This window comes from Tardiphaga sp. 37S4 (assembly GCF_021044645.1).
Classification (GTDB): Bacteria; Pseudomonadota; Alphaproteobacteria; order Rhizobiales; family Xanthobacteraceae; genus Tardiphaga; species Tardiphaga robiniae.
Window position 1 is genome coordinate 3143436 of the sequence record NZ_CP088008.1, and the last position, 14354, is coordinate 3157789.

At 61.3% G+C, this 14354-nt stretch carries 9 protein-coding genes; 4 read left to right on the forward strand and 5 right to left on the reverse strand.

The genetic code is table 11. The annotated features are described in order from the left end of the window. The first annotated feature begins 43 nt into the window (after positions 1–43). Together LPB73_RS15320 and LPB73_RS15325 are read left to right on the forward strand one after the other, a co-directional pair. Positions 44–727 (forward strand): hypothetical protein, encoded by a 684-nt coding sequence (locus LPB73_RS15320; protein WP_231077391.1) that lies wholly within the window; start codon positions 44–46, stop codon positions 725–727. Positions 728–804: 77 nt separating this feature from the next. Beyond that, positions 805–1584 carry an enoyl-CoA hydratase gene (locus LPB73_RS15325; RefSeq protein ID WP_089266978.1) on the forward strand — a complete coding sequence of 260 codons (780 nt, stop codon included), beginning with the start codon at positions 805–807 and terminating at the stop codon, positions 1582–1584. Here the strand turns inward: LPB73_RS15325 and LPB73_RS15330 are convergent. Then, a complete protein-coding gene (locus tag LPB73_RS15330) occupies positions 1581–3431 on the reverse strand; it encodes an acetyl-CoA hydrolase/transferase C-terminal domain-containing protein (RefSeq protein ID WP_231077392.1) in 1851 nt (616 codons plus the stop codon). The genes LPB73_RS15325 and LPB73_RS15330 overlap by 4 nt on opposite strands. 330 nt (positions 3432–3761) lie before the next feature. Between LPB73_RS15330 and LPB73_RS15335 the strand changes: the two genes are divergently transcribed. Beyond that, on the forward strand, positions 3762–5177 hold the full coding sequence (locus LPB73_RS15335; protein ID WP_089266977.1) for a TolC family outer membrane protein: 1416 nt from the start codon (positions 3762–3764) through the stop codon (positions 5175–5177). A 1-nt stretch (position 5178) separates the two neighbouring features. Here LPB73_RS15335 and LPB73_RS15340 read toward each other — a convergent pair whose 3' ends face one another. From LPB73_RS15340 to LPB73_RS15355, 4 genes are all read right to left on the reverse strand, one after another. Next, entirely contained in the window at positions 5179–7743 is a 2565-nt protein-coding gene (locus LPB73_RS15340) for an HWE histidine kinase domain-containing protein (RefSeq protein WP_231077394.1), read from the reverse strand. 251 nt (positions 7744–7994) lie between these two features. Then, positions 7995–11117, reverse strand: coding sequence for an efflux RND transporter permease subunit (locus tag LPB73_RS15345; protein WP_231077395.1), 3123 nt, complete (start codon positions 11115–11117; stop codon positions 7995–7997). 36 nt (positions 11118–11153) lie between these two features. After that, complete coding sequence (locus LPB73_RS15350) at positions 11154–12323, reverse strand: efflux RND transporter periplasmic adaptor subunit (RefSeq protein WP_093761887.1); 1170 nt, start codon at positions 12321–12323, stop codon at positions 11154–11156. 220 nt (positions 12324–12543) lie between these two features. Further along, positions 12544–13941 (reverse strand): CoA transferase, encoded by a 1398-nt coding sequence (locus tag LPB73_RS15355; RefSeq protein WP_231077396.1) that lies wholly within the window; start codon positions 13939–13941, stop codon positions 12544–12546. A 98-nt stretch (positions 13942–14039) separates the two neighbouring features. Between LPB73_RS15355 and LPB73_RS15360 the strand changes: the two genes are divergently transcribed. Then, complete coding sequence (locus LPB73_RS15360; RefSeq protein ID WP_089266972.1) at positions 14040–14327, forward strand: hypothetical protein; 288 nt, start codon at positions 14040–14042, stop codon at positions 14325–14327. Positions 14328–14354 lie beyond the last annotated feature (27 nt).

The window sequence follows — 14354 nt, forward strand, 5'->3', positions numbered from 1 at the left end:
TTCCCTTGCGCCCATTGGGGGCCGGTATTTTGGGGAGATTTCCATGAACATCAGAGCCAGCGGGCGTGCGGCATTGGTCATCGCAGCCGGATTGTGGATCTGCACATCGGCACCGCTTCACGCGATCGAAAACGACGCCGCGGCATCCGAGCCGGCCGCAGCGGTCGGCAGCGCCGCAGACACATCCGCCGAACCAGCAGCGAAGGCCGCCAAGCACCGCAGTGCCAGGAAGAGCGAAACGAAATCGCGCAAGTCCGACCGGCAGGCCACCAAGGCGTCGAAAAAGCCCGCTGAGGAGGACGCCGCCAAGACGGAAGACGCGAAGCCGGGAAGCAGTGATACTGCCATCCCGTCATTGGTCGCCAATGCCAATGCGCAATGGCCCTCCGAGACCGCAGCGACCAACACCTACAACATGTCATCGCAAGCCGGCAGCGCGCTTGGCCAAATCGGCGGCCAGCAGGAACAGCCCGCAACGACCACGCCGGATTCCGGCGCCAGCAATGCGCAGCTCGTTGCCGCTGACCAGCTCAACGACCTCGATCGTGCCATCAGCAACGACAAGCCGCCGTTGACGCTCGCAAAGGCCACCATCGATACGCCGGCACCGGAAGTCGCCACCGAGAGCAGCACGACCTGGGACAAGACCTCCCTTGTTGGCAAGATCTTCATCGCATTTGGCGGCTTGCTGACCATGGCCTCTGCGGCCCGTATGTTTATGGCTTGAACCCCATCCCCCGAGCGGGCAAATTGCGCGGGGCCGCCGATCCTGGCGGCTTCGGCAAAAAATCCGCGGGATGGAACATGAGCAGCTACGAACACCTCATCGTTGAGCGCAAAGGCGCGGTCGGCATCATCACGCTGAATCGCCCGAAGATGCTCAATGCGCTTTCTTTCGGTGTGTTCGGCGAAATCAAGATCGCCATCGACGAGCTGGAAGCCGACACCGCCGTGGGCTGCATCATCGTAACCGGCAGCGAGAAAGCATTTGCCGCCGGAGCAGATATCAAGGAGATGCAGCCAAAGAGCTTCATAGACATGTTCTCCAGCGACTTCACCGCGATCGGCGGCGACCGTGTCGCCACCTGTACCAAACCGACCATTGCTGCCGTCTCAGGCTATGCACTCGGCGGCGGCTGCGAACTCGCCATGATGTGCGACATCATGATCGCCGCAGACACCGCGAAGTTCGGCCAGCCGGAAATCACTCTTGGCACCATTCCCGGCATCGGTGGCACCCAACGCCTCACCCGCGCCATCGGCAAATCAAAGGCGATGGACCTCTGCCTGACGGGCCGCATGATGGATGCGGCGGAAGCCGAGCGCTCTGGCCTCGTCAGCCGCATTGTCCCAGCCGACAAGCTGATGGAAGAAGCCATCGCTATGGCGGAAAAGATCGCCGCCATGTCGCGCCCGGTGGCAACGATGGCAAAGAACGCCGTCAATCGCGCCTTTGAGACGCCGCTCACCGAAGGCCTCAAGGTTGAACGCGATCTGTTTCACGCGACATTCGCGCTGGAAGACCGTTCAGAAGGCATGGCCGCCTTCATCGAGAAGCGGAAGCCGGTCAACAAGAACCGCTAGGCTGAGCCGCTGCGCGCGAGCGCGGCGGACACCAGCACACGATAGGCACGTTCGGCCCATGTGGCCGGACGATCGAGCCCAAGCCGCGCAAGCGCCGCTTCATCTGACGCACTCGGTGCGTGTGTCATGCCCTGCCAGAACAGGCCTGCGAGTTGTTGTGGCGACACCGATGCGGCGCTCAGGACCTGCAGCGCAGGGATCAGGCGCTGTTCTACTTCGGTGAAGTCGCTACCAAACGGGAACATGGGCAGCAGACCAGCGTCCCGCGCCGGCTTAAGAGCAGCGGAGATTCGCTCGGGCACGTTGTCGCGATACCCGGCGGGAATGTCATAGCTCCTGGGAAGCTTTCCAGCATCCTTGGCCTGCTTCATCAGCTCCGACTGAAAGCGCGAGTCGGACACCTGCAGCATGGCCGCGATCACGTCGGCGTCCGATTTCCCGCGCAAATCGGCGACACCATACTCCGTCACGATGATATCGCGCAGGTGTCGCGGGATCGTGGTGTGACCGTAGCTCCAGCGAATATTGGAGGCTGGCTTCTTGCCGGCGCGCGTCGCTTCGAGAGTCAGGATCGAGCGTGCACCCTCCAGAGCAAAAGCCTGTGAGACGAAATTGTACTGTCCGCCGACGCCGCTCACGACCTGGCCGTTCTCGAGACCGTCGGAGATCGCGGCGCCCATCAGCGTCGCCATCATCGTATTGTTGACGAAGCGCGCATCGACACGCGCCTGCCGTTTCGCCTCTTCGTTGCCATAGAGTTCGTTGGTGAATGACACCGGCATCATCTGGATTTTCGCCAGACGCTCCGGCACCATGTCGCGCAGCGCCTGATAGAATGCCTTCGGCCCAAGAAAGAACGCGCCATGCACGATGGTGCCATCCACCTCGCGCTTGAGAATGCCCGCGTCGATCAAACCGAGAAATGCTTCGAACAGCATTTCGCTCACGCCATAGAGACCACGTTCGAACGTCGCGACTTCCTTCGGAGGCGCATCGGGGGCAAGACGCTGCATCAGATTACGAAACGCCGCATTGTCGCGGTGGCGAACTATCAGGCCCTGCGCCAGCGCATCGCCCACTTGCCCAATGCCGATCTGCAGCGTGCCGCCGTCGCGCACCAGGCCGGCAGCGTGCAATCCAATCGCGTATTTGGTGTCGTTGACCGGTTCGGACGGGGGCGCAAACAGCGGAAATTCAGTCTCCGGGCTTTCGAGCACCGCGTGAAACTCATCGCTGGTAAGATCACCCTGCCCCGGCATGAAGGGCAATTCCGAATTGACCTGACCGATTAGCCTGAACGAGACGCGACCTTCATTGCGCGCCCGCATCAGATCAAGTGTGGTGTCGGTATTGCAGCTCAGACTATAGCGCGCCGCGCCATCGACCACACGCTTCGACACCAATTGCGTGATGACGTTGAGCCCGCGCGTCAGAAGATAGGACGACGCATGGGTGTAGTTCGCCGAAATATAGTGCTGCTGCGCGTCGGCAACCCGCAGCCATTTTCCCGCAAGGAAGAAGAATTCGTTGACCTGAATGTTTGGCGGCAGCTCACCTTTATGCAGCGCGTTTGCATAAGCGAGATCGGGATAGCCCCCGAACAGCCGTTCGATCACCGGATTGATGAAGCGCTTCTCCAGCTCGCTGGATGGTCTCGGCTTCTCCAGTGTCAGGGCAGAGAAGAACGTCAGTCTGATGCTGCGATCGGCCAGCGCGCGCTGATAGAGCGCATTGATGATATGGTTGGCCTTGCCAAGCCCGAGCGGCAGCCCGACCACGAGCGTCGTCCCAACGTCGCGAATGATGTCTTCGGCGATGGCGTCGGGATCAGTGAATATCTTGGGCATAGGCATTCCGGCTGGGCAGGATCGGCAGCTCCTCAGCGCAATCGCGCAGCAAAGCCGGACAGAGTTACCACTGCGTGCGGTTATTCAGAAATGTGCCCGACATGCAACACACGCGGCCATGTGAAGCGGGTTTATTCGTCGCATTCACGGAGCGCTTCATCCACCCTAGGGTCCTGATCAATCAAGCAAATCGGGGCAGCCAAATGCCCTGTGGGGAAAGCGCAAAAGCCCGGAGGTTCTTCGCCGGATGGTTTGCCTGCAAAGGCAACGCCCTCTAAACATACCTAGACGTCAGCGGGGGCGGACGTCCGAAGATTGCTTTGGGATAATATGGTTCGTCACGGCATATTTGGCCTCGCCGCAAGGCGCGCGCTTCGGACAGGCATGGCCCTGAGCCTGATTGGCTATGGCATTTTTGCTGCGGTCGATGCCCGTGCCGAAACGGTGTCGGAAGCCCTTGCCAAAGCCTATCAGTCCAATCCGCAGCTGAACGGCGAACGGGCCCGCCAGCGCGCCACCGATGAGAACGTCCCGCAAGCGATGGCCGGCTACCGGCCTCAGGTGGCAGCCACACTGAGCTATGGCCTTCAGGCCGTACGCAACCTGCTCGTGGACAACACCATCCAGGGCGCAACGCTGAAGCCATGGACCATCGGCGTCACAGTCACCCAGACGCTTTATAACGGAAACAAGACAGCCAACAGTGTCCGCGTCGCGGAATTGCAGGTCCAGTCCGGCCGGGAAGCGCTGCGCAATGTCGGCCAGGGCGTGCTGCTCGATGCTGTCGTTGCCTATACCAATGTTCTCGCCAACCAATCGCTGGTCGAAGCCCAGCGCACCAACGTCACCTCCCTGCGCGAAACCCTCGGCATCGCCCAGAAGCGGCTCAACGCCGGGGACGTCACGCCCACCGACACGTCACAGGCCGAAGCGCGACTGGCGCGTGGCCAGGCCGATCTCAATGCCGCTGAGGTCAATCTCGCCATCAGCCAGGCGACTTATACGCAGGTGATTGGTGCTGCACCCTCGCGGCTCAGTCCGGCGGAACCGATGGATCGGCTGCTGCCGCGCAACCGCGACGATGCCGTCAATCAGGCTTTCAAGGCGCACCCCGCGGTGCTGGCAGCCGGCTACGATGTCGACGTAGCGACCACGACGATCAAAGTGGCCGAGAGCAGCCTTTTGCCTACTCTGACGCTGCAGGGCAGCGCCAGCAAATCCAGCCAATCGGATCCGACGCTTGGCACTTTTGGCACCGACCAGGCTTCGATTGTCGGCCAATTGACGGCGCCGATCTATGACGGCGGCCTCGGTGCTGCGCAGACGCGTCAAGCCAAGGAACTGTCGTCGGTAAGCCGTCTGGTGCTCGAGCAGGTCCGCAATCAGGCCCGCACAGCAGTCGTCGGTGCATGGGTGTCAAATGAAGGCGCAAAGACGGCGGTGAGTGCCGCTGAAGCCGAAGTACGCGCTGCTGGCGTTGCACTGCAGGGCGTACAGCGCGAGGCCCAAGGCGGTCAGCGCACCACTGTCGACGTCCTGAACTCACAGCAGGATCTCGTACAGGCAAAGGCACGCCTGATTGGCGCGCAGCGTGACCGGGTCATCGCATCCTATTCGCTGCTCAGCGCAATCGGCAGGCTGGATGTGAAGACGCTCGGACTGAACACGCCAGACTATCTGCCAGAAGTTCACTATCATCAGGTGCGCGATGCCTGGCACGGGCTGCGCACGCCTTCGGGGCAATAAATTATCCGGCTGAACTCTTCTTTGCCATCGCCGTGGTCATCGCGGCGACCAGCGATGCGAGGTCGTAGGGCTTGCGTACGATCGGCACGTCATCCATCGACGCCGGGATCAGGCTGGTTTCGCCATAACCTGTGGCGAAGACGAAGGGGATGCCCCGCTCGCGCAATGCCTGGGCCACCGGCACCGAACTGCCATTGCCGAGATTGACGTCGAGGATGGCCACATCAGGCCTCATGATCGCCAGCGCGATCAATGCCTCCTTGACCGAAGATGCTGTCTCGACCGATGCCGCGCCCTCGTGGGTCAGCATGGTCTCGACGTCCATGGCAATCAGAAGCTGGTCCTCGACCATCAACACCTTCAAGCCGCGCATCGACGCCATCGGTTTGTCGTCCTCGCGTCGGACGCGCACGTTGCGCGCCGCCGCCGGCGCGGGCCAGACAACGAAGCGCGCCGGGATGAGCAACCGCACGCGCGCGCCGGCCGGCTCATAATCGACATCACTTTCACCCCCGAGATCATAGGGAATGCTGCGACTGATCAGCATCGATCCAAAGCCCGGCCTCAATGGCGGTGTGACAAGGGGGCCGTCGCGCTCAAGCCAGTAGATTTCGCAATCGCCGATATCGGTGCGTTTCCACTCGAGCGACAAGCGCCCCGTGCTTACGGAAAGCGCACCATATTTGGCGGCATTGGTGGCCAGTTCGTGCAGCACCAATGCGAGTACCGAATAGGCCCGAGCGTCGAGCGAAACATCGGGCCCGGTCACCTCGATCGCTTTCACCGACTCGCGATACGGCGAAAATTCCGCATCGAGCAATCCTTTTAGCGCGCCGCCACCGGCGCCGCGGATGACCTGATCATGCGCAAGCGACAAGGCCTGAATACGTCCCTTCAGGGAGGCGACATAATCCTCAATGCTGCGCCCATCCTCGACCGGGTGCGAGACCAGCGATTTGATCAGTGCCAGGATATTCTTGACGCGATGATTGAGCTCTTCATTCAGCATTTTCTGGCGCAGGTCGGCCTTGTGCCGCTCATCCGCCAGTAATTCGTTGTGGCGAAGCACCACTTCCACCAAAGCCGAGCGCACGGCCTCGGCGGTGTCGCGCTCGTTTTGCAGCCATGGCTGCGACTGGCGTTGCACGATCTCCTTCCAGATCGCGAAGCTCTTGCGTGGCGTCAGCCGATCGCCCAACGGGCCAATTTCGTATGTCTTGTTGGGATCGCCTGCCCAATTCAGGGTTTGCGTCACTTCGCTGCGAAAGAACAGAAGATAGTCGCGCGGCAGTTGCGACAAGGGCACGGCCAGCACGCCGGAAACGGCAAGGGCATAGTCTTCAGCCGCCGGCAATCGATCTGACAATGCGCTCGTCGCCCACACCCTGCCCTCGGCGACCGAATTGATGAAGCCCATCAGCGCCGGCACTGCCGCAGCCGGCGGCGCGCTGCCATAAGACGTCCAGGTCTTGTTGAGATATAGGCCAATACCGTCACACGGCATCAGTACGCTAAAATCGCGAACGCTTTCCTTGAGCAGGTCTTCGACATCGCCGTGATGCGAAACATTGTGCAACAGCTGGTCGAGATAGCGCCGCGCGCTTTCGCTAGCAGCCAGTTTGCGTTTTTGAAGAAGCCCGGCCAGTTGCATGGAAAAGAACTCGCCAAACATCTCTGCAGCAACGCGTTTCTCCATGGAAAGCGCGCGCGGTGCATAATGATGGCAGGCGATCAGCCCCCAGAGCACGCCGTCGTGGATGATGGAAATCGACATCGACGCACCGACGCCCATATTGCGCAGATACTCGCAGTGGATCGGCGAAACGCTGCGCAGATGTGCAAAGGACAGGTCGAGCGGTTCACCGGACGTGTCGAATTCCGGCTCAATGGCCACGCGCTCGCCGCTCGCATTCGAGACGATCCGCACGGTGTTCTGCACGTAGAGCACCCTCGCCTGCTGCGGGATGTCGCCGGCCGGGAAGTGCTGCCCCAGAAAGCTCTCGAGATCGCCGCGGCGCGCCTCGCTGATCACCCGGCCGGAGCCATCATGAGCGAATTGATAGACCATCACCCGGTCGTAGCCGAGTGCGCCGCGCAGCAGCCGCGCCGCATTGTCAAACAACACATCGAGATCGTTGCATTGGCCGATGCGGCCGATCAGCAAGCGCGACAACTCCAGAGGCGGTGTCGCCTCGCTGGCGTCCACAGGCTCGAATTCGATGATGTTCACGCCCTTGTGCCGATGCACAGCGACGTTGAACGCGGTCTGCGAATGCGCGACCTTGAAATCGATCAGCAATCCCGGGCGCTGCTGGTTGCCCCATTTGGCGATGGCATTGCGAATGTCGTGCGCCGGCCCCTCGCCGATCAGATCGTCCAGCCTGCGGCCATTGATGTCGCCTGATCCCACACCAAGCATCGGGCCGGCGTTGACCGAATGGCGCCGGACCATCCCGACAGAGCCATCGCAGGCGAGCAGACAGCCATAGGGCTGGATGCTGCCGGGGATGTGGATTGGCTCGCGGTCGCAATTGGTCAGGTCGACAGAGGCGGTCTTGGTGAGCATCAAAAAGTCTCTGAAAAGATGCGGCGCTCGAAACGACGGCCGCCAGCATGGCACGGCTGCATCTTTGAAAAAAGATCAGTAAATACAGCGTTCAAGAGCACCTACCGAAACGCCACGGGGGCTGGAATAGCCCGGTGGGAAACCGGTCAACGGGCAAGCGCCGGTTTCGATCCATTTCGAGGCCGGTTTTTTGGATATGGGCCATTGGGCTGCCTCAGGGACAGCCCGAGCCGCTCCCGTCGCAAGCTGATTTAACGCGCCCGGCTCGAGAAGAACGAGATCAGCACCGGCAGGGTAATCAGGATCACCAGAGGTGCCAGCATCATGCCGGTGACGACGACAACCGCCAGCGGCTTCTGGACCTGAGACCCGATTCCCTCCGACAGCGCTGCCGGCAACAGGCCGACGCCCGCGACGATGCAGGTCATGAGCACCGGCCGCAGTTGCAACTCGCCGGTCCGGATCACAGCCTTGATACGTTCATAGCCCTCGTCGATCAGCTGATTGTATTGTGACAGGATCAGGATGCCGTCCATGACAGCAATGCCGAACAGCGCGATGAAGCCGATCGCCGCCGATACGCTGAACGGAATACCCGTGATCAGTAGACCGAGCACGCCGCCAAAGATCGCCATCGGGATCACACTCATGGCCAGCAGTGTGTCGGCCATCGAGCCAAAGTTGAACCAGAGCAGCACGCCGATCAGAGCGAGGCTGATCGGCACCACGATGGAAAGCCGTGCGATAGCGTCCTGAAGATTGCCGAACTCACCGACCCATTCGGTCCGCGAGCCCGGCGGCAGCTGAACGAGCGCGGCGACCTTGTCCTGCGCTTCCTGAATGGCGCTGCCGAGATCGCGTTCGCGTACCGAGAACTTGATCGGCAGATAACGCTCCTGGTTCTCGCGATATATATAGGCCGCACCGGAGACGAGATTGATCGACGCCACTTCACTTAGCGGGATCTGCGCGATCGTGCCGTTCGGACCGGGTGCGCCGATGCGCAAATTCTGGATCGCCTCAGCGCTACGGCGATATTCCGGCGCTAACCGCACCATGATCGGGAAATGCCGATCGCTGCCGGGCTCATAGAGATCGCCAGCGGAGTCGCCGCCGATGGCCACCTTGATGGTGGCGTTGATATCGCCGGGCGACAATCCGTAGCGCGCAGCCTTGGCGCGGTCGACGTCGATCTGGATTGTTGGCTGCCCCAGCGATGTGAACACGGCGAGATCCGTCACGCCCAGCACCGTCGACAGTACGGCCTTGATCTCGTTAGCGGTCTTGGTGAGTGCATCCAGATCGTTGCCGTAGAGCTTGATCGAGTTCTCGCCTTTCACGCCGGAGACGGCTTCAGAGACGTTGTCCTGCAGATATTGCGAGAAATTGAACTCGACGCCGGGAAATTTCGTTTGCAGTTCCTTGAGCAGGCGCGCCGTCAGTGCATCCTTGTCCTGAGGCGCCGGCCATTCGGAGGCAGGCTTCAGCGGGGCGAAGAATTCCGCATTGAACAAGCCAGCTGCGTCGGTGCCGTCATCGGGACGGCCATGCTGCGAGACGACGGATTCCACTTCGGGCTGCTGGCGGATCAGCCTGCGCATCTCGTTGACGTAAGTGTTGCCTTCCTGCAGCGAGATCGTCGGCGGCAGCGTGGCGCGGATCCAGAGATTACCCTCTTCCAGCTTCGGCAGAAATTCCAGGCCGAGGAAACGCGCCATGAAGAAAGTCACCACGACGAGACCGATCGCAATGCCCAGTACGATCTTTCGGCTGGCGACCGCCCAGTGCAGCACCGGCATATAGAGGCGATGCAGCTGGCGCATGATCCATGTTTCGGTCTCGTGGACATGCGCCGGCAGAATGATCGCGCTCAGCGCAGGCGTGACGGTGAATGTCGCGATCAGGCCACCGGCCAGCGCATAAGCATAGGTCCGCGCCATCGGTCCAAAGATATTGCCCTCGACGCCAGACAGCGTGAACAGCGGCAGGAACGCAGCGATGATGATAGCGGCGGCAAAGAAGATCGAGCGCGACACGTCAGCGGATGCGCTGAGGATGCCATGCTTCTTCATCCCCATGATGGTCTCGGGCGAGATGTGGCTACGCTCCGCTTCGGAAAGCTCCGTTGTCTGGGTCAGCCGTCTGAAGATGGCCTCTACCATGATGACCGTACCATCGACGATCAGGCCGAAATCGATGGCGCCCACCGATAGCAGGTTGGCGGATTCGCCGCGCAGCACCAGAATGATGACAGCGAAAAACAAGGCGAACGGAATAGTGGCACCGACGATCAGCGCGCTACGCAGGTTGCCGAGGAACATCCACTGCAGCAGCACGATCAGCAGGATGCCGACGACCATGTTGTGCAGCACCGTATGCGTGGTGGTATCGATCAGGTCCTTGCGGTCATAGATGCGTTCGATCCGCACGCCGGGCGGCAAGATGCCTCCGCGATTGATCTGCTGCACCAGCTGTTCGACACGCGCGATGGTCGGCGAACTCTTCTCGCCGCGGCGCATCAGCACGATGCCCTGGACGATATCGTCCTCCTGATTGAGACCGGCAATGCCGAGGCGCGGCTTCTCGCCGACCGACACCGTGGCGACATCCTTGACCAGAACCGGATTGCCGTTGGTCTGGGAGATCATCGTATTGGAAAGGTCGTCGATCGAGCGAATGAGGCCGACGCCGCGCACCACGGCCGATTGCGCGCCGATATTCACGGTGTTGCCGCCGACATTGATATTGGCGTTGCCGACGGCGGTCAGCAGTTGCGGCAGCGTCAAGCCATAGGCAACGAGCTTGCTGAAATCGACCTGGATCTCATAGGTTTTGGTCTTGCCACCCCAACCAATGACGTCGATGACCCCTGGTACCGCACGGAAGCGGCGCTGCATGATCCAATCTTGCAGGGTCTTGAGATCGAGTACGCTGTAGTTCGGCGGTCCCACCAGACGGTAACGGAAGATTTCCCCTACCGCAGAGATCGGCGAGATTGTCGGCTGCGCATTGCCCGGCAAGGTCCCGAGTTGCGATAGCCGGTTCAGCACCTGCTGCAATGCTTCGTCATAGGTATAGTCGAACGAAAACTGCAGTTTGACGTCCGAGAGGCCGTAGAGCGAGATGGTGCGGATCGTTTTGAGGTTCTTGATGCCCGCGACCTGCGCTTCGATCGGAATCGTGATGTAGCGTTCGATTTCCTCGGCAGAGAGACCGTTGCTCTGGGTCACAATATCGACCATCGGCGGGGTCGGATCGGGATAGGCCTCGATATTCAGCTGATTGAAAGCAAACAGGCCACCGATGAAAACGACGGCGAACATCGCCACCATCAGGAAGCGACGGTCGACGGCCAGAGCAACAAGACGATCCATCCAGATCGGACCTTTCAGAAGAGCCGAAGCTGGGGGTTAGCTGGCGGAGGCCGCGCGATCGATAAACAGACTGCCTTTGGTGACGATGCGTTCACCGGCTTTCAGGTTGCCATGGACCTCGACGAGATTGCCATTGGTCATACCGGTCTTGATCGTGCGCAGCTCGATGGTCTTGTCGTCATGCGCGACCCAGACGCGGACCTGATCGCCTTCATAGATCAGCGCCGTTTTCGGCACGCCTATCGTCGGCTGGTCGCCAGGCGCGTAGATCGTCACGGTGGTGAACATTTCCGGCTTCAGCAGACCGTTGCTGTTGTCCAGCGTGGCACGTACCAGCAGACGACGCGTCGCGGGATCGAGCGCAGTCGCGACATAGCTGATGCGGCCAGTGAGCACACGGCCCGGCAGCGCGAGTGCGGTGAAACTCATTTCCTGACCGATCTGCACGGCAGCAGCTTCGGTCTCGCGCACGAAGGCCGTGAGCCACACCGATGAGAGATCGCCGATCACGAAGACCGGGTCGGCAGCGCCGGCACTGATGTACTGGCCGGGGCCGATCTTGCGCTGAACCACCGTGCCTGCAAGCGGCGCGTAGATCGTCGTTTCCGGATTGATGCGGCCCTTCTCCTGAAACGCCGTAATGGCGTCTTCCGAGAGGCCAAGAATACGCAGGCGATTGCGTGCGGCTTCGAGTGCCGTGTCGGCGGTGCGCAGATCGTTCTGTGCTTGCAGCAGCGTGGCCTGGCTCTGCTGATAGTCTTTCAGCGGCACAGCCTTGCCTTCGAACAGGTCGCGGGCGCGCTTGTCCTGGATCTGTGCGAGGTCGAATTGTGACTTCGCCTTGTTGAGAGCCGTAGTCGCGGCAACGAAATCGTTCTGCGCGCCGACGGTGTCGGCCGCTTCGATCACAAAGAGCGGCTGGCCCTTTTCGACGTGGTCGCCTGGCTTGGCGAGCAGCTTGGTGACGCGGCCGGCATAGGGTGAGAAGATCGGGGTCGAGCGGTCCTCATCGACGGCAATCTTGCCCTCGGTGACGTGTTCGGCGCGGAAGGCACGCACGGTGACCGGCTCGATGGTCAGACTGGCCCATTCAGACGGCGACGTCGTATAGCGCTGCGGATTCTTCCGCGACTGGCTCGAAACGTCGGAATGCCCCTTCGACGGGGTGGACAGCCGCACGTAGCCGATGCCTGCGGCGACCAGCATGGCAGCAATGCAACCGCCCGCAATCAGGCGCTTTCCGCTAAACAGCTGAGATCGTTGATCTAAATTCGTCACTGTCCAGTCCTTGGTAGGAAACGCACTTATTCCGCGGCGATTTGTCCCATTCACGCGCTAATAGTGCGCATCTGGGCGTTCAGACAATCTAAAAACGCGTGTGCACTTACGAATCTTCGTTAAAATTTTGAAATCCTGCGAATGGGTTTCAATTGCCGGACGGCCATACCGCCGGATGGCTGCCGAGGGGCATGGCCGGACGCGCCCACGATGCCGGGGTTCGCGATAACACGGCTGCATGACGGACCGCCGACAACTGGCCAAATCCGGACGGCATATCCTCAGTAAAGGCTTTGACCATCTCTCCCTTCAGGTCTTCGACCACGAGACCCTCCGCGATCCTTCCCATATCCCACAGCCATTGACCGGTGCGGGCAAGAGAGACCTGGACGTGCCAGCTACCGCCTTCACGCGCCTGACGTGCACGTGCGATCATGGCGCCGAACGCCATTAAGTAGCCTGTGGCATGATCCAGCATCTGGGCCGGTAATTCCCTGGGCCCATCGACGCCGGCCGCCTGCCCTTCGGCATGGTTGAAGCCGGTCGCGGATTGGACGAGGGAGTCGAAGCCGCGGCGCCCGGCCCATGGCCCGGAACGGCCATAGGCGGAGAGCGAGACATAGACGATGCCGGGACAGACACGGGCCGCCTCGTCCGGCGAGAAGCCGAGCGCCGCAAGCGATTGCGGACGATAGCCCTGCGAGAAGATATCCGCCTGCGCGAGCAATCCTCGCAAGGTGTCGCGCCCCTGCTCGCTCTGGAGATCCACGAAGCTCGAGAGCTTGCCGCGGCCGGTATCGATGGTGAGCCACGGGATCGCCGGCAGATTGGGGCTGGAGACCAGCATGACATCCGCGCCATGGGCCGCAAGCGTACGACCAGCGACGGGACCGGCGATAACGCGTGAGAGATCGAGTACGCGCAAACCGGCAAGCGGCCGGGCGCCGATCGGCCACAGCTTCGGTTCGGCGTCGCCAATCCGGGTGATCTCGACGAGCGGCAGTTCAGCAACGGCTTTGGCCTGCGGCAACCCCATCCATTCGTCATGGGATCGCATCAGCGCTACGACACCGCCGGCTGCATAGGCCGTGGTCTCGAAGGCCTCGCCGTTCCATTGCATCAACGCGGCCTGCACGGCCTCGCGCTCCGGCGCGCATGACAACACCTGGCAGACAGCGTCGCGATGATGCGGAAAATTTGTATGGAGCCGGACGAACTTGCCGTCACCGGTCTGGTAGACACCAGCGATCGCATCCCAGGCGGGCGGCGGCGGATTACCGTCGCAGCGCAGATAGCGCTCGCTGCGACATTCGACGATGGCGTGGCGCATGTCGACGGAGACGGTCTGCGTCTGCCCGCTGCGTAGCCGCCAGATTTCGGCAGCCGCCATTCCGGCCGCAGCGATACTGACCTGAGCGGCCGCACCGACATGGAATGACGACGGCAATTGCGGCTCATTGCCGGTCAGCGCGACACGCTGGAGCGCCGCAATATCACCGCCAGCCTGCCTCCAGAGGTCGCCGAGCAGTTCACGAATGCCGTACATCAACGTCCTCCCCCTTTCCCACGCCACCGATTCAGCTCACGCTTCCAGGTGACCACATCCGTCATCGCATCATCTTGTACAAGCATGGAGGAGAGAGCATGGCCACCATCGATCCATTGACAGCCGGCGCCGTGGTGCTGGCCACGGCTGCCACCGACGCGGTCTATGTGATGTTCACCTCTGCGGTGGTGGCCCGTCGGCGCATCCCTGCGGCCACCTGGAGCAGCGTCTGGTATGTACTCTCGTCCTATGCCGTCATCAGCTATACCGAAAACTGGATGTATGTGGGTTTCGCCGCCGTCGGTTCATGGATCGGCGCCTATGCCACTATTACTTTCCTGCACCGGCCACCCGGCGGACCGCCAGTCGGTGCATCACCTGAATAGGTAATAGCGGCTGAATGGTTTCTGAAC

What these genes read in the sequence shown, in the direction of transcription:
- LPB73_RS15320 (WP_231077391.1), top strand. Translation starts at nt 44, where the DNA reads ATGAACATCAGAGCCAGCGGGCGTGCGGCATTGGTCATCGCAGCCGGA.
- LPB73_RS15330 (WP_231077392.1), bottom strand. Translation starts at nt 3,431, where the DNA reads ATGCCCAAGATATTCACTGATCCCGACGCCATCGCCGAAGACATCATT.
- LPB73_RS15340 (WP_231077394.1), bottom strand. Translation starts at nt 7,743, where the DNA reads ATGCTCACCAAGACCGCCTCTGTCGACCTGACCAATTGCGACCGCGAG.
- LPB73_RS15335 (WP_089266977.1), top strand. Translation starts at nt 3,762, where the DNA reads ATGGTTCGTCACGGCATATTTGGCCTCGCCGCAAGGCGCGCGCTTCGG.
- LPB73_RS15360 (WP_089266972.1), top strand. Translation starts at nt 14,040, where the DNA reads ATGGCCACCATCGATCCATTGACAGCCGGCGCCGTGGTGCTGGCCACG.
- LPB73_RS15325 (WP_089266978.1), top strand. Translation starts at nt 805, where the DNA reads ATGAGCAGCTACGAACACCTCATCGTTGAGCGCAAAGGCGCGGTCGGC.
- LPB73_RS15355 (WP_231077396.1), bottom strand. Translation starts at nt 13,941, where the DNA reads ATGTACGGCATTCGTGAACTGCTCGGCGACCTCTGGAGGCAGGCTGGC.
- LPB73_RS15350 (WP_093761887.1), bottom strand. Translation starts at nt 12,323, where the DNA reads ATGCTGGTCGCCGCAGGCATCGGCTACGTGCGGCTGTCCACCCCGTCG.
- LPB73_RS15345 (WP_231077395.1), bottom strand. Translation starts at nt 11,117, where the DNA reads ATGGATCGTCTTGTTGCTCTGGCCGTCGACCGTCGCTTCCTGATGGTG.